Annotated in this window: 15 protein-coding genes; 11 read left to right on the forward strand and 4 right to left on the reverse strand. The window is 68.9% G+C overall.

All coding sequences use genetic code 11. The features are described from left to right. Positions 1 to 113 precede the first annotated feature (113 nt). The 3 genes from VFZ09_RS30540 to VFZ09_RS30550 all read left to right on the forward strand — a co-directional run bounded on the left by VFZ09_RS30540 (position 114) and on the right by VFZ09_RS30550 (position 2,065). A complete protein-coding gene (locus VFZ09_RS30540) occupies positions 114 to 404 on the forward strand; it encodes a hypothetical protein (RefSeq protein ID WP_329731228.1) in 291 nt (96 codons plus the stop codon). A gap of 90 nt (positions 405 to 494) precedes the next feature. Continuing rightward, on the forward strand, positions 495 to 1,652 hold the full coding sequence (locus VFZ09_RS30545) for a S1C family serine protease (protein WP_329731229.1): 1,158 nt from the start codon (positions 495 to 497) through the stop codon (positions 1,650 to 1,652). 143 nt (positions 1,653 to 1,795) lie between these two features. After that, entirely contained in the window at positions 1,796 to 2,065 is a 270-nt protein-coding gene (locus VFZ09_RS30550) for a vegetative protein (protein ID WP_329731230.1), read from the forward strand. Here VFZ09_RS30550 and VFZ09_RS30555 read toward each other — a convergent pair. Further along, complete coding sequence (locus VFZ09_RS30555) at positions 2,062 to 2,829, reverse strand: RNA methyltransferase (protein ID WP_414640765.1); 768 nt, start codon at positions 2,827 to 2,829, stop codon at positions 2,062 to 2,064. The two genes, VFZ09_RS30550 and VFZ09_RS30555, sit on opposite strands and share 4 nt — an antisense overlap. A 136-nt stretch (positions 2,830 to 2,965) precedes the next feature. Here VFZ09_RS30555 and VFZ09_RS30560 point away from each other — a divergent pair, with 136 nt between their 5' ends. Both VFZ09_RS30560 and VFZ09_RS30565 read left to right on the forward strand, forming a co-directional pair. Beyond that, entirely contained in the window at positions 2,966 to 3,481 is a 516-nt protein-coding gene (locus tag VFZ09_RS30560; protein ID WP_329731231.1) for a hypothetical protein, read from the forward strand. A 45-nt stretch (positions 3,482 to 3,526) separates the two neighbouring features. Then, entirely contained in the window at positions 3,527 to 4,483 is a 957-nt protein-coding gene (locus VFZ09_RS30565; protein WP_329731232.1) for a phosphoribosylaminoimidazolesuccinocarboxamide synthase, read from the forward strand. Between the two features lie 123 nt (positions 4,484 to 4,606). Here the strand turns inward: VFZ09_RS30565 and VFZ09_RS30570 are convergent, their stop codons facing one another. The 3 genes from VFZ09_RS30570 to VFZ09_RS30580 all read right to left on the reverse strand — a co-directional run bounded on the left by VFZ09_RS30570 (position 4,607) and on the right by VFZ09_RS30580 (position 7,923). Then, on the reverse strand, positions 4,607 to 5,101 hold the full coding sequence (locus VFZ09_RS30570; RefSeq protein WP_329731233.1) for a hypothetical protein: 495 nt from the start codon (positions 5,099 to 5,101) through the stop codon (positions 4,607 to 4,609). 72 nt (positions 5,102 to 5,173) lie between these two features. Next, positions 5,174 to 6,388 carry a trypsin-like serine protease gene (locus tag VFZ09_RS30575; protein WP_329731234.1) on the reverse strand — a complete coding sequence of 405 codons (1,215 nt, stop codon included), beginning with the start codon at positions 6,386 to 6,388 and terminating at the stop codon, positions 5,174 to 5,176. Between the two features lie 197 nt (positions 6,389 to 6,585). Next, complete coding sequence (locus VFZ09_RS30580; RefSeq protein WP_329731235.1) at positions 6,586 to 7,923, reverse strand: agmatine deiminase family protein; 1,338 nt, start codon at positions 7,921 to 7,923, stop codon at positions 6,586 to 6,588. Positions 7,924 to 8,133: 210 nt separating this feature from the next. On the opposite strand from VFZ09_RS30580, the gene VFZ09_RS30585 reads away from it, so the two are divergent. The 6 genes from VFZ09_RS30585 to tnpA all read left to right on the forward strand — a co-directional run. Further along, entirely contained in the window at positions 8,134 to 10,503 is a 2,370-nt protein-coding gene (locus tag VFZ09_RS30585) for an adenylate/guanylate cyclase domain-containing protein (RefSeq protein ID WP_329731236.1), read from the forward strand. A 2-nt stretch (positions 10,504 to 10,505) separates the two neighbouring features. Beyond that, on the forward strand, positions 10,506 to 11,078 hold the full coding sequence (locus VFZ09_RS30590; protein WP_329731237.1) for an SH3 domain-containing protein: 573 nt from the start codon (positions 10,506 to 10,508) through the stop codon (positions 11,076 to 11,078). Continuing rightward, positions 11,078 to 12,151 (forward strand): M48 family metalloprotease, encoded by a 1,074-nt coding sequence (locus VFZ09_RS30595; RefSeq protein ID WP_329731238.1) that lies wholly within the window; start codon positions 11,078 to 11,080, stop codon positions 12,149 to 12,151. The genes VFZ09_RS30590 and VFZ09_RS30595 overlap by 1 nt, the downstream gene beginning before the upstream one ends. A gap of 196 nt (positions 12,152 to 12,347) precedes the next feature. After that, positions 12,348 to 13,736, forward strand: a complete 1,389-nt coding sequence (locus VFZ09_RS30600; protein WP_329731239.1) for a hypothetical protein — start codon at positions 12,348 to 12,350, stop codon at positions 13,734 to 13,736. Next, entirely contained in the window at positions 13,730 to 14,086 is a 357-nt protein-coding gene (locus VFZ09_RS30605) for a DUF2019 domain-containing protein (RefSeq protein WP_329731240.1), read from the forward strand. Before VFZ09_RS30600 ends, VFZ09_RS30605 begins: the two co-directional genes overlap by 7 nt. A gap of 73 nt (positions 14,087 to 14,159) precedes the next feature. Beyond that, positions 14,160 to 14,397 (forward strand): IS66 family insertion sequence element accessory protein TnpA (tnpA, locus tag VFZ09_RS30610; protein ID WP_329731241.1); only part of this gene is annotated, 238 nt, incomplete at its 3' end.

The following is a 14,397-nucleotide window of genomic DNA, read 5'->3' on the forward strand; positions in this document are numbered from 1 at the left end:
GGCCGCGCACATTAGAGGGCCCCCCGCTCGCTGTCAGCGCCCTTCCCCACCTCCTGACAGAAACTGGCCGGCCTCCCTGCCCCCGTGTATGAGGGGGTAGGAGGATGTGAACCATGGGCTTCGTGAAGTTCCTGGTATGGACGGGCTGTGCGGTGGGACTCGGGGTCTTCCTGGCGATCGGTGAGATCGATGGACGGCCGCCGATGGAGTACGTGCAGCGGGAGTGGAAGCGCCACGTGCAGCCGGCGAAGGTGGAGCGGGTGAAGGGCGAGCTGAAGGACGCGCTGGACGACGCCCGGGAGACCGTCACCCGGACGACGAAGCAAGCGGCCTCGGCGCCGCGCGAGCGCATCACCAACGAGGATCGGGCGGCGATCGACCGCATCATCGCCCAGAAGAAGTAGGGTTCCCTACCCTTGCCGGCCGCCCCGCTTCCCCTCCGGCCCCCCCCTCCCTAGCTTCTCGCGAGGCGGGCGGGGGTCGGAGGCGGGACGATGACGGGTGGACGGTGGTGGAGGGGTGTCGCGCTGGCGACAGTGCTGTGCGGCACCCTGGGTGCGCCAGCCTGGGGGGCGCGGCGGGGAGAGGACGAGCGGCTGTGGGTGGAGGCGCAACAGCGCTCCGTCCGCGAGGAGCGCTCGGTGCTGAGCCAGGTGGCCCGGTCAGCCATGCCCGCGGTGGTGTCCATCACCACGGAGCAGCCGGGCACCCATGCCGAGGGGGAGCAGCAGAAGGGCATCGGCTCGGGCGTCATCATCCATCCGGACGGCTACATCCTCACCAGCGCCCACGTGATCGAGGGCGCGGAGAGCATCTCCATCTCGGTGCTCTCCGAGCAGGGCTACCCCGAGGAGTACCCGGCGGAGCTGCTGGGCGAGGACGAGCGCACGGACTTCGCGCTGCTGAAGATCGACGCGGGCCGCAAGCTGCCGGTGCTGAAGCTGGCCTCCGCGTCGCGGGTGGACGTGGGCGACTGGGTGGTGGTGATCGGCAACCCCTTCGGGCTGACGCACTCGGTGACGGCGGGCGTGGTGAGCGCCAAGGGCCGCACGGACGTGACGCCCAACGGCCGCGACGGGGACTTCGACTACATGCAGGTGGACGCCTCCATCAACCCGGGCAACTCGGGCGGGCCGGTGCTGGACGTGCACGGGGACGTGGTGGCCATCGCCAACGCCGTCAACGTGGCGGGCCAGGGCATCGGCTTCGCCATCCCGGTGGACATCGCCAAGGCGGTGGTGCCGCACCTGCGCAAGTACGGGCGCGTGCGCCGCGGGTGGATGGGCGTGTCCGTGCTGGACTGCACCCCGGACGCCCTCGAGGCCTACGGGCTGGCCCACGCCCGGGGCGTGGTGGTGTCCGAGGTGACGGATGGAGGCCCCGCCTCGCGCGCCGGGCTCCAGGTGGGAGACGTCATCGAGGGCCTGGACACCGGGAAGGTGGAGCGCGCCGCCAGGCTGCGCTGGCAGGTGGCGGCCCGGGGCGTGGGCCACAGCGTGCTCCTCCGTGTGCGCCGGGGGGAGCGGCCCCTGAAGCTGCGGGTGAAGCTCGAGGAGCTCCCCACCGAGGTCCAGCAGGCCTCCAAGGGCCCCCCCCCGGACGAGCAGCCGGCGACGGGGGGCAGCGGCCGCCCGGACGCCCCCTCTCCCTAGCCGGAAAACGGGGGATGCGCCCGCAACCCCGCCTGCCTCCTTGCGTTCCGGTACGGCCAGAGCTACAGACAGCGCCTTTGCACGCCCCGCGGGTCTCCCCATGGTGACGCGAGGCACCGTTATCGCAACACAGGAGCATTTCCATGGCTGAAGCACAGAAGACGACCCTGAAGAAGTGGCCGCGCGTGGCCAAGGCCGGTGGCAAGAAGGCCTGCACCGTCGAGGGCTGCAAGCGCCCCTACCGCGCCAAGAGCTACTGCTTCTTCCACTTCAAGAAGTGGCGGCAGGGCGAGCTGCCCCACGCCCGTTACCGCACCTGCTCCAAGCCGGACTGCCGCGTGAAGACGTCCAAGGCCGGCCTGTGCGAGAAGCACTACGCCGAGACGTACAAGAAGGCCGACGCCGCCGCCTAGCCGTCCTGGCCGGGGCCTCGCGAGGGCGCTCCCTTCCCGGGAGTGCCCTTGCCCCCGCCCATCGCCCGTCCCACGTGCTTGAAGGCCGTGAGCCACAGCTCCGCCTCGCGCTGGGTCAGCTCCGCACGCAACAGACTCCGCTCCAGCTCCATGAGGATGTGCTCCGGCGCCTGCGGGTTGAGGAACTGCGCCTCCAGCATCACCTGGCGCATCCGCTCGCCCAGCGCGCGCACCGTCCCCATCTTCGCGCCCTGCTGCTCCGGGGCCACCGGCTGCTCCGCGGGCTTCCGGCCCTCGCGCGAGCACAGGTAGAGCAGCACCGCCGTCGCCTGCGCCAGGTTCATGGACGGCTGCACCTCGCTGGTGGGGATGACGAGGAAGTCCGTGCAGAAGGCCAGCTCCTCGTTGGACAGCCCCCGCTGCTCCCCCCCCATCACCAGCGCCACCCTCCCCCGCCGGCTCTGCTCCGCCAGCCGCGCCGCCGCCTCCTCGGGGGTGAGCGCCGTGCGGCCTTCAATCTGGGTGCGAGAAGTGGTGCCAACCGCGTACACGCAGTCCTGGAGGGCCTCGGGGAGGTTCTGGGCCACGGCCATGGCGTCCAGGACGGAGTCGCTCTTGACGGCGAGGCGCTCGGCCGCTCGGAAGGCGTAGGTGGCGGGGTCGGAGAGGATGAGCCGGGAGAAGCCGAAATTGGCCATCACCCGGGCCACCGCCCCCAGGTTGTCCGGTGATCGCGTCTGGTGGAGGACGACGGTCAAGTTCACGACCGAGAGCATGGATCCGAGTTTAGCTTTCCGTGTCGGACCCGCATCGGTATATTCCCGGGTGATGCGTCGCTGGGTCGCAAGCCTGCTCCTCTCCCTCGTAACCCTGACCGGTTGTGGCGTCGGGGGTGCACCCGTGCGCGCGACGTTGAGCGCACGACAGGCACTCACCAGTCCGCCCGAGCTGCTCGAGTTCGAGACGTCCACCACCCGCCTGGAGCTGTACCGCGAGGTGGCCCGCATCTCCGAGGTGGAGGCGGGCCAGGCCGCGCAGGCCCCGGTGCTCTTCCCCATCAGTCAGCGCGGTGAGCTGGTGGCGGCCCCGGGTTTCGAGGCGCGGACGGATCTGCTCCTGGCGCCGGACGCCGGGGCGCCGCTGCAGCTGAGCTTCGATGGCCGGGCGGGCGAGCGCTGGCCGGAGGATCGGCGCGAGGGCCTGCAGGGCCTGTCGGAGCGCGAGGCGGCCGAGCTGGTGGCCCGGACGCTGCTGGCGCACTGGCGGATCAACCCCTCGGGCGGGGTGCAGGTGGACCGGGCCTCGGGCGCGCCGTACGCGGCGGCGTACGTGGACGGCATCCTGCGCATCAACCCGGCGTTCCTGTACATGGCGGCGGCCCAAGGTCCCGCTTCCCTGCCGGGCGCGGGCCAGTAGAGTCGCGCCTCCTTTCCGCCCCGCTGAGGGGCAGAGGCGCCTCCTGTGAACACCTCCGCACTCCACGCGCAGCTTCCGCATACGCTCCGGCAGACGAACCTGCCCACCCTGGGCCAGCACTACCAGGGGAAGGTCCGTGACACGTACCGCCAGGGAGACCGGCTGGTGCTGGTCACCTCGGACCGGTTGTCGGCGTTCGACCATGTGCTGACCACCATCCCCTTCAAGGGCGAGGTCCTCAACCGGCTGGCGACGTTCTGGTTCGAGCGCACCAGGCACATCGTCGCCAACCACGTGCTGGACGTGCCGGACGCGAACGTGACGGTGGCGCGCGCCTGCGAGCCCTTCGCGGTGGAGGTGGTGGTGCGCGGCTACCTCACGGGCAGCCTGTGGCGCGACTACCAGAAGGGCACGCACACGGCCTACGGGGTGCCCTTCGCGGACGGGATGCGCAAGGACGAGGCGTTCCCCTCCCCCATCCTCACGCCGTCCACGAAGGCGCAGTACGGCCAGCACGACGAGCCCATCTCCGAGAAGGAGATTCTCGCGAAGAACCTGGCGAGCGCGCGCGACTGGGCGCGCATCACCGAGGCGGCAAAGGGGCTGTTCCTCGAGGGCCAGAAGTGGGCGCGCACGCGCGGGCTGATCCTCGTGGATACGAAGTACGAGTTCGGCAAGGTGGGCGATGAGCTGTACGTCATCGACGAAATCCACACGCCGGACTCGAGCCGCTACTGGGTGGCGGACGAGTACGAGGCGCGCTTCGCCCAGGGCGAGGACCAGCGGATGCTGGACAAGGAGAACATCCGCCAGTGGCTCATCCGCGAGCGGGGCTTCCAGGGCCATGGCACGCCGCCGGCGATTCCGGATGACGTGCGCGTGTCGCTCGCGGAGAAGTACCTCGCGGCCTACGCGCAGATTACCGGCACGCCGCTGGAGCTGAACGTGGGCGACGTGCACGCGCGCATCGAGAAGAACCTGAAGGCGCGCGGGTATCTCTGAGAAGCCTCCGGCGGCGGGGTCGATTCCCGCCGCATCCACGAGACATTGAAGGGGAGCCGCGCCGCGCCGCCGCGGCTCGAAAGCGGAGCGGCTGCCTGGCCTCCGGCGCCCCCCGCGGGGGCGCTACTGCTGAACCGCCCGGTACATCTGGAGCCTCGAGGCCAGGCCACCGCTGAGCGCCGGCAACTGGCATTCAATGTAGAACGAGCTGAACGTGTAGGTGTCGGTGAGCTGCGCCAGGTCGAGGATCTGGTAGCTGCTGCTGCTGCCCGTCGAGCACTGCCACGCGCCGGTGATCTTCGTGCCGCCCGGGTTCTTGGAGGCCACGCGGCAGCACACGCTCCCCGTGGTGCTCTGATCCACGACGAAGACGCGGCCGCTGAGGAGGGTCGTCGTCCCGGTGACCACCGGGCGCTCGGCCGGGCAGATGGCGGTCACCACGGCCGCCGTGCGATTCTCGGCCTCGCCGTCGTCGCGCACGGTGAGGTTCGCGCTGCCCGTGGCGACACAGGCCGAGCCGGGGGCGTTGGTGGTCGAGTCCCCCAGGGAGGCGCCAGCGGCGAGCAGTCCGGTGAGCAGGAGCAGTCTCTTCAGGGGGCGGTGGAGCTGGCTGTACATGGATTGATTCCTCATTTGTCCGATTCTTTGGGTTGACGCTTGATGGCTCGGTTCCGAAATTCGTGAGGGGGCTCAGCGTTTCGACAGGCGCGACCGATACCCCTGGATGCCGGAGAGGCCGAGGGTGGCGCTCCCCGGGACGGAGCAGACCAGGTTGAACTGGCTCCAGGTCGTGCCGTCGTAGACGGACGGCAGGCTCAACGACTGGTAGGCAGAGCTCGCGCCGCTCGAGCAGACCTGCGTGGTGGTGATGAGCTGGCCGTCGGGGTTCTTCGACTGGAGGTGGCAGCACACGTCCTGGCTCGGGTGGCGATCGAACACGAACAGCCGCGGGACATCCACCACGTCCGCGAACCCGGCCTCACCCGGGCGTGGGATGGGGCACAGGAGCTTCAGGGTGCCACTGCCTCCATTGAAGGCCTCGCCGTCACCCGAGTAGGTCGCCTGGCCCCCCTGGGCCGCCTGGCACGCGGCCCCCGGCTTGTTGACCTGCTTGAGCACGGCCGGGGTTGCAACGCTGTTGACCCAGTCGATGAAGGCCTGGGCGCTGGTCTGGCGGTTGTAGTTCGTCGGGTTGCCAGCCTTCATGACGCCGGTGAGGCCCGTCCCATCCCAGCAGCTCGAGCCCGAGTCCCCGGGCAGCTCCAGCTGGCCGAGCATGTTCGGAACCTGGAACTGGTACCAGATGACCGGGTCGTCCGTATCCCCGATGATGGTGAAGTTCGCCGTGCGCAGCGTCCCGTCGTTCGACGTCATGCACACGCCCCACTTGCAGAACTGACCCGACAGACACTGGCTGCTGTCGGAGCAGGCCCAGCCGGTGTCGATGGCGCCATAGCCCGCACAGAAGACAGTCTTTCCAATCAGCGAAGCGGTGGTGCCGGAGTAGATGGGCAGCGAGCCGACGCCGGGGTCGATCGGATTCGCGAGGCGCACGAGCGCGACGTCCACGCCGTCGGGGACCCGAGGGTGGAAGAGGAGCTCGACGCCCGGCGAGCTTGCCACGCTGCCATCGGCGAGGGTGAGCCTGGCGGTGATGGTCGAGGGCTCCGTGCTGGCGCCGTTGGAGAAGCAGTGGGCGGCGGTGAGCACCCACTCGCGGTTGAGCAGCGTGCCGGTGCACCCCCCCAGCCGGACCACGTTGCGCGTCCAGGTCTGCGTGGTCTGCGTCCATGGATCCCAGGGGAGCCCGTTCTTGATGGCCTGTGCGTTCTCCGCCAGCGAAGGCAGCTCGGTGGGAGACCCCTCCGAGCACGCGCCGAGGGCGGCCGCCACACCGAGTGCCACGAGCGCCACTCCGAGCCCGCGGCCTCTCGGCCCGCGGGAATGGATTCGTCCTTGCATTGCAATGGCTCCTTGTTGCTGGGTGCGAGCGCTCACCCACCCGCTCGTGAGAGCCGCAGCGAGGCAAGCCCTCCGGGGGCGCTCCGACTTCAAATGAAGCCGGAACAGAAATCAAGGAATTTCCGGAAAAACTCCCACCCTTAGCGGTACGTCATCGTCACGCAGTGCAGCGAGCCCTGGCAGGGGATGATGCCGTCCGACGGGATGGGCACCACCTGGACGGCGCCCCGGCCGAACTCGCGGTCCAGCTCGCGCTGGTAGATGGCGAAGGCCTCGGCCTCCTGCGCGGCGATGATGGCCTTGTGCGAGCCGGGCACCCAGCGGAAGACGGGCACGGCCAACGCGTTGCCCAGGCGGATGGAGTTCATGTACGTGGCCCATACGCGCTCGCTGGTGCCATCGCACGGCCCGATGAGATTCTCCTGGCCCGTGCAGGTGGCGTTGAGCTGCTTGCAGTAGGGCTTGGGCATGGGCACGCGCACCACCCGGTAGCCCAGGCCGCTCAGCCGCTGCGCGTTGCGGTCCAGGATGGCCGCGTTCTCCGGGTCATCCGTCACGTCGTAGCGGCCCACGAGGATGGTCTTCCTGGAGAGCACGGTCATCCACATGTCGATGTGGTCGATGACGCCGCCCACCAGCGACTCCATGGCGTGGACGCGGCAGCCGTGGAAGCCGCCGATGACCTCGTTCAGCTCCTCCTCGGTGTAGCACCAGCCGGAGAAGCAGTTGCGCGCGTTGGCATTGCGTTGGGCGCGGAAGCAGGTGCCGGCGCCATCCGTCTGGAGGTTGCCGCCCTCCAGGCGCACCTTCGCGCGGTGCACGGGCGAGCCCCAGGCCTCCGCCAGGCGCGTGGGCACCGCGTCGTCGCTGGTGCGGCCCGCCAGGTTGTTGCAGGTGCCGGAGAGCTGCGGGTAGTAGGACATGTCGATGAGCTGCCGCGAGCCGTCCACCCCCGTCACCACCTCGGGGCCGTAGTCGCGCATCCAGATGCTGTCCACCGGCGCGTTCACCCACTCCACCTGGGCCAGTTGCACGTCGCTCACCCCCCGGTGCCGCAGGCACGTCCGCGCCCCCTGCTGGTGCTCGGTGGACACCACCACCGTCACCTGGGTGCGGCCCAGCGCGGTGCGGATGAGGTCCGACAGCTCGGTGACGTCACAGCCATACTGCGGCCAGCCGATGAGAAGGCCCGTGGTGGACGCATATTCGCCGGGGAAACGCACGCCCGAGGGCGCGGAGGTGAAGCCGTACAGCCCCGGGTTGCACTGCCACGCATACGCCTGCGCCGCGCCCTGCGCCGGGTCCGTCTCCGTGCGCAGCAGCTCCTCCTCCGTCAGCCCGCGCGGAAGGACCGTGTTGCTCAGACCGCGTACGCTCACGCGTGGCTGGAGCCCCTCGTCCGGCGCGAGGCTCGAGTCACCGCAGGCCGCGCTCCCCAGCGCGAGTCCCGCGGCCATCACGAGTTGAAGGTGCTTCATGGTGTGTTCTCCTGGTCCTGCGAGTGGAACGTGCGCGGGCCGCGTCACGGGGCGTCGAGGCAACCGCCACCGCGAGCATAGCGGAGATGAAGCGGGCCATGGCGCGCGGCTCCCGCTCCGGACGCGGCGAGCCGGGACATCACGCGCGGAAACGGCGTTACTTCTGTAACATGCGGGCCAGATGACGCACCGACGCCTCCGAGCCCGTCCGTGAAGCCCTTCCTCCACGTCTACGCCCTGCGGCTGCGCCATGGCTGGAAGTTCATCCTGCTGGCGGCGGTGCTCTCCACCGCCTTCGCCGCGCTCTGCCAGAGGTACGATCTGCTGCGGATGAGCGAGGCCGAGCGCGGCGCCTACGACCAGGGCCTCACCTTCTTCACCCGGGGCCATCCGCGCTCCAGGGACGTGGTCATCGTCGGCATCGACGACACGACGCTGCAGGGCATCCGGGACAACGAGTCGTACGTCCGCAACTACGGCGTCTACCCGTACTCGCGCAACCTGTGGGCGCGCGTCTTCGAGCACCTCGTGGACGAGGGCGCCCGGGCCATCGTCTTCGACGGTGTGATGGACGAGCGGGGCACCGACGAGAGCAATGACCTGGCCCTCGCGCAGGTGCTGGAGGAGCGCGGCATTCCCCTCACGCTCGGCTTCAGCATCAACGCGGGCCAGCCCGCCCTGCCCCGGGTGGAGCCCGTCAACCGGCTGCCCCACCGGCCCACGCCGCCCGCGCCGGACGTCCGCCCGGCCGCCGCGGAGGCCGGGGAAGAGGACTTCGTCGAGCTCGCCGGGGCGGAGGGCCCTGCGCCCCTGAAGCCGGAGGAGGTGGCCCGGGCGCTCGCCTTCCCCGTGCACCACCCCGGCCTGGCGCTGCCCTCGCTGGAGCAGAAGCCGGGCGACACGGGCTCCCGGCTCATGCGCCACCCGGTGACGCCCCTGCCCGGCCTGGTGCGCGCCACACCGGGCTTCGGGCTCGTCCTGCAGGAGGAGGACGAGGACGGGCGCCTGCGCCGCACCCGCTTCGCCTACTCGGACGGAGCCAACACCTACGCCACGCTGTCCCTGGCCGCGGTGGCGGACATCCTGGGCGCGGAGCGAGTCGAACTGACGCCGGGCAGGCTGCGGATCGGCTCCCGCGAGCTGCCCATCAACGCGGACGGCAGCGCCGAGCTGGACTTCGGCGGCAGGTGGACGGAGCGCTTCGAGGCGCTGAGTGTCTACGCGGTGCTGGAGGACTGGGCCCGCCGCCAGCAGCACCAGCGCGAGGGCACGCCCTACGTGCCCGTCATCCCCGAGGGCACCTTCCGCGGCAAGGTGGTGCTGGTGGGCGGGCTCTCGGTGGGCACCAGCGACGTGAAGCCCACCCCCTTCCAGAGCGATGCGCCCGGCCTCGTCAAGCACGCGGTGATGCTGGAGTCCCTCCTGTCCGGAGGCTTCATCACCCAGGCGCCCTACCCGGCCTCCCTGCTGCTCACCTTCCTCGTGGCGCTCGTCTCCGGGGCCCTCATCTCCCTGGTGCGCGTGCCCCTGCTGGAGCTCGCCTGGCCGCTGCTGCTCTTCTTCGGCTTCTTCCTCGTCACCGGCCTGTTCCTCGAGCACGGCCGGGTGCACCTGCTCAACGCCATGCCCGTCTACGCGGGGGAGCTCGCCGCGCTGTCCGCGGTGGCCTTCAACCACATGTTCGCCAACCGCGAGCGCGAGCGGCTCCGCCTGTCCTTCAACCGCTTCCTGGACAAGACGCTGGTGGATCAACTCGTGGAGCAGCAGAAGCTGCCCTCGCTGGAGGGCGAGACGCGGGAGATCACCGCCTTCTTCTCCGACATCCGCGGCTTCTCCTCCTTCAGCGAGCGCTTCAAGGATGACCCGAAGGCGCTGGGGGCCCTGCTCAACCGCTACCTCACCCGGGTCAGCGAGGTGTTGATGGCGCACGGGGCCTGCCTGGACAAGTACATCGGCGACGCGGTGGTGTGCCTCTTCGGCGCCCCGCTCACCATCCCCGGCCACGCGGTGCGGGCCTGCCATGCGGCGCTCGCCGTGCGCGCCGAGGTGGACGCCCTGCGCGCCGAGTTCCAGAAGGAGGGCCTGCCGGACGTCTACACCCGCATCGGCCTCAACTCGGCGGAGATGTTCGTGGGCAACTTCGGCAGCGAGCACCTGCTGGACTACACCGCCATCGGGGACGGGATGAACCTGGCCGCCCGGCTGGAGGGCGCCAACAAGGCCTACGACACCACCATCATGATCGGCCCGCTCACCTACGCGATGGCGCGCGAGCACATCGAGGCGCGGGAGCTGGACCGGGTGCGGGTGGCGGGCAAGCAGGAGGCGGTGACGGTGTACGAGCTGCTGGCGCGCGCCGGTGAGCTGCCCGCGGCGAAGCGCGCCACCGTGGAGCGCTACCACCAGGCGCTCGCGCTCTACCGGGAGGCCCGCTTCCAGGAGGCGAGCCACGTGCTGAAGGAAGCGCTCGCGGCGGACCCGGAGGATGGACCCAGCCGGGCCCTGCTTGCGCGGTGCGAGCGTTATGCGTTGAATCCCCCATCCCTCCCCTTCGATGGGGTGGTGAGCCTGGAGAAGTGACCGTGAGCCTCGAGAAACTTCCTCCCCTGCTCGCGCTGGTGTGCCTGGCCGTCCCGGGCACCGCCCTGGCCGTGAAGCCCGGGGGCACGCTGTACATCAAGGCGAAGAACACCCACCTGAAGGCCTCGAGCAGCCCCACCGCGGACACGCTCGTGGTGCTGCAACCCGGCAAGGCGGTGACGTACGACAGCCGCGAGGGCAAGACGCCCTGGTACAAGGTGACGGTGCCGGTGGACAAGAAGGGCCCCGTCCAGGGCTTCGTCTACCAGGCCAACCTCTCCGTCTCGCCGCCGTCGCTGGAGGTCACCAGCAAGAGCCCGGACAAGCCGCTGTCCCCCGAGGCATTCGCCTCCTCGGGAGCGGCCGTCAAGGCGCTGGGGCCCGGAGCCATCGCGTATGGCAAGACGCTGAGCCGGCCCGAGAGCGTCCAGCAACTCATCGAGCTCGAGTCGCTCGCCGCCTCCATCGACACGGCCCAGGTGGCCGAGTACGCGCGCGCGGGAGGGCTGCCCGAGGTGGTGGGCCGTCCCCAGGTGGCGGGACGTTCCCCCGCCAGGAAGAAGGGAGGGAAGTGATGGCACGGCGACAGGTGACGACCCTCGTGGCGTGCCTGCTGCTCGGCGGCCTTCCGGGCTGCGCCGCCCTGCGCCAGGTGGCGAGCCAGTCCAACGGCGAACTGGGGCAGCTCGCGAGACAGTCCGAGGAGGCGGAGCTCCGCGCCACCGCGATGCGGAAGGACTGCGACGCGCTGAAGGCCCGCGCCATCACCTACGAGGAGGAGAACGCCTTTGGCGGCGCGGTGAGCGTCGACTGGGTGAGCCGGGGAGGCGGGCTCACGCGCCGGCCGGGTGCCAGGGCGCTGCACGTGCAGCTCAACAAGATTGGCAAGAACCTCGCGGCCCAGTCCAGCCGGCCGGGTCTGCCCTGGACGTTCGGCGTGCTCCAGTCCGACGGCGTCAACGCGGTGAGCGGGCCCGGCGGCTACGTCTTCGTGTCCGAGGGCCTGCTCGCGCAGTTGGACAACGAGGCCCAGCTCGCGGGCGTGCTGGCGCATGAGATTGCCCACATCACCGGCAAGCACGCGATGCGGGAGTACCAGCGCTACCTCGTGGAGCAGTGCGAGGAGGGCGTGGCCAACGAGCGCTCGAAGCCCTTGAAGCAGTTCGGAGAGGACAAGGTGCAGGAGATCGGCCGCGCGGTGGGCGGACTCGGGCAGATGCTTCCCTCCGCCGAGCTGCGCGGCCTCTTCAACCAGCTCGCCACCCAGGCGGACTTCGACTTCAACGCGTTGAGCCAGAAGGCGATCCAGGCCATCACCCACGGGGTCGTCGCGCGCCTGAGCGAGAAGGGCTTCGGCGAGGAGGACGAGTACGCCGCCGACACCGAGGCCGTGGAGCTGATGGCGGCCGCCGGCTACGCGCCCGAGGAATACGTGGCCTTCCTGTCGAAGCTGCCGGACAAGGGGCTGTCCACCGAGCACCCACGCAAGGACAAGCGCCAGAGCCGGCTGCGGACTCATCTGGCGGAGCTGCGCAAGCGCTCCTCGGACACCGAGTTCCTCACGTCCGTGGACCTCTCCCAGACGAAGGTCGTCCCCCTGCGAGACGCACTCCAGAAGAAACCGGCGGCCGCGCCCCCCACCCGCTGAACGGGGACGTCCCCCTCGGCGGCTTCGATTCCCGCCGCCTTCACTAGAAGTGACCCGCCGCTCCGAGCCGCGCCCTCCTCTCGCATGGGGTTCGGGCACTTCACCAGACCCGACGGCTTGACCTGGCTAGCAGCCGTTTTCTGTCATCGGCGGGTTTGGCTTCCAACTCGGGCGGCTTGCCCCGAGAGGTGCGTAAATGTCCAGGCATGCCGTCGACACTCGCCCCGTGGACACACGGCGGCCCTTGCGCGTGGGGGCACTGGCCCTGGCGGCGTTGATGTGGGTTACAGCGTGCGCCACGGGGGCCCCTTCGGGCGGAGGGCTGGACGAAGAAGACACAGGCGACAGCGAAGCCATCTTTTCCAACCTGCCCACGGACTTTCAGCCGGTGCGGGTCAGTGACTCCGAGCTTACGGCCGCTCTGGCAAAATTTTGGCTCCAAGTCCCGCTGCGGGTGTCCACCGCATGCCTCCCGCTGTACGTAGGCCGGAAGCTGGTGCTAGCGTCTGCGCCTTTGAGTGGCGAAGCGTGGCAATCAGACGTTGCGCAGTCCTATGGGCGATTTTGCGAGCGGCGCGGTACTCCTGGCGACTGTCTGACTTTGTTTGATGACGGGCCCCGCCTACAAGCTGACGATAAGCGCAGCATTGCCCTTGCCCTGGCGGTGGGTCCTGCCCTGGAGGGAGTGGACGCGGAAGTGCGGGCCATGCTCAACCCTACGCGGGTGCTGGCTACTCTCAGCTTCACCATTACAGTATACATGTCGCTTTTGCTTGCACCCGAGCCCGTCACGAAAGGTGTTGCGCTCGCATTTTCCGTGCTCATGTGGGGCTATCTCGGATGGGAATTCTTCGATCTGCTGCGTGCCTATGCGCAGCTTTACGAAGATGCGCCGCAAGCTTCTAATTTTGCGGAGCTGCGCGAGATAGGCGAGCGGTTCGGCCATGTCATCGGCCCCAATAGCGTGCGAATTCTCGTCATGGTGGCGACGGCGGCGATAGGCGAAACGGCGGCGCTCATGTCGAAAGGGCCAAAGCTGCCGGGCTTCGGGCAAGCCTCGCGCACGGTCGAGGCAAACACCGGGCTTCGCCTGATGGATACAGCAACCGGCACCGAGCGAGTCATTTTTTCCGTGAACGAGGGCACGATCCGCGTTGTCCTGCCGGTCAACGCTGCGTCCATGACTGCCCGGAACGGAGGCGGCGGGCGTTCTGCACTCAAGCCCGAGGAGAACACGAAAGGCGGCAGAATTCTCGCCGGTGGGCATCGTGCCTTCAGCTCGTTCAGAGCCTTTAAACGTCAGATGGGCAAAGCTGGCGAGGGCCTGGAGTGGCATCACCTTGTCGAGAAGCACAAATTCAATATCAAGCGCTTCGGCGCCGAGGCCATTCACAATACCGAAAACGTGATTCCGCTCGAGAAGGACCTGCATACCAGAGTGAGTGCGTTTTACTCCTCGAAGAACTTCGATGTCACCAGTTCGTATGGCCTGACAGTGCGAGAGTGGATCAGAACGCAAAGCTACGAGGCGCAGCGCTCGTTTGGCTTGCTTGTCATCAAAAAGATCAGGAGTGGGGAGTGGTGAAGGATCTGAATAGACTTGTAGAGGAATTTGCGGAGAATGTGGCCGCACAGACAGAGGCGGTAAAGAGAGGGGATGCCAAGACCGGAAACAAGCACGCAAACCGTTACACATCTGCGCTCAAGAAACTGCGCTCGGAGGGTAATGCCGGACGTGACGCGCTCGCCGTCCTGCTACAGCACCCTCGCCCGGATGTACGAGTCAAGGCTGCTGCGTTTCTGCTACGCTACCGGACAGCGGAAGCAAAGGCAGTTCTAGAGGCAGCCGCTAGCGGGGACGGGATGGCGGCGATTGGTGCGGTCATGACCCTGAAGCACTGGGAGGAAGGCACATGGGCGTTGGATCCCGAGTAGGGCGCGGCGGCGTAAGCGTCCGATCCAGCCCAGGTAGAGCTGGTGCTCGAGGAGCCGCAGAGTGCGCGGCGCGATGACGACGAACACAGCGACGACGAAGGCGGAGCCAGCGTGGTTGGAAGCAGCACGGCGGCCGAGGTGGACCCTGGAGGTAGCAGCGCAGGTGGTGCGAGCGTGGGAGGAGGAAGGAGGCACGCAGTCGGCCTTCATGCGCAAGCACGGGTTGCCGCGCGAGAGGCTGCGCTTCTGGACGCGCAGGCGTGAAGGGAAGGAGGGAGCGCGCACGGCCATGTCCTTCGTGCCCGTGGAGG

The organism is Archangium sp., from assembly GCF_036277355.1.
Taxonomy (GTDB): domain Bacteria; phylum Myxococcota; class Myxococcia; order Myxococcales; family Myxococcaceae; genus Archangium.

Excerpts from the sequence above, each read along its gene's own strand:
- VFZ09_RS30600 (WP_329731239.1), top strand. The coding sequence starts at position 12,348 with ATGTCCAGGCATGCCGTCGACACTCGCCCCGTGGACACACGGCGGCCC.
- VFZ09_RS30595 (WP_329731238.1), top strand. The coding sequence starts at position 11,078 with ATGGCACGGCGACAGGTGACGACCCTCGTGGCGTGCCTGCTGCTCGGC.
- VFZ09_RS30570 (WP_329731233.1), bottom strand. The coding sequence starts at position 5,101 with ATGTACAGCCAGCTCCACCGCCCCCTGAAGAGACTGCTCCTGCTCACC.
- VFZ09_RS30540 (WP_329731228.1), top strand. The coding sequence starts at position 114 with ATGGGCTTCGTGAAGTTCCTGGTATGGACGGGCTGTGCGGTGGGACTC.
- VFZ09_RS30550 (WP_329731230.1), top strand. The coding sequence starts at position 1,796 with ATGGCTGAAGCACAGAAGACGACCCTGAAGAAGTGGCCGCGCGTGGCC.
- VFZ09_RS30545 (WP_329731229.1), top strand. The coding sequence starts at position 495 with ATGACGGGTGGACGGTGGTGGAGGGGTGTCGCGCTGGCGACAGTGCTG.
- VFZ09_RS30580 (WP_329731235.1), bottom strand. The coding sequence starts at position 7,923 with ATGAAGCACCTTCAACTCGTGATGGCCGCGGGACTCGCGCTGGGGAGC.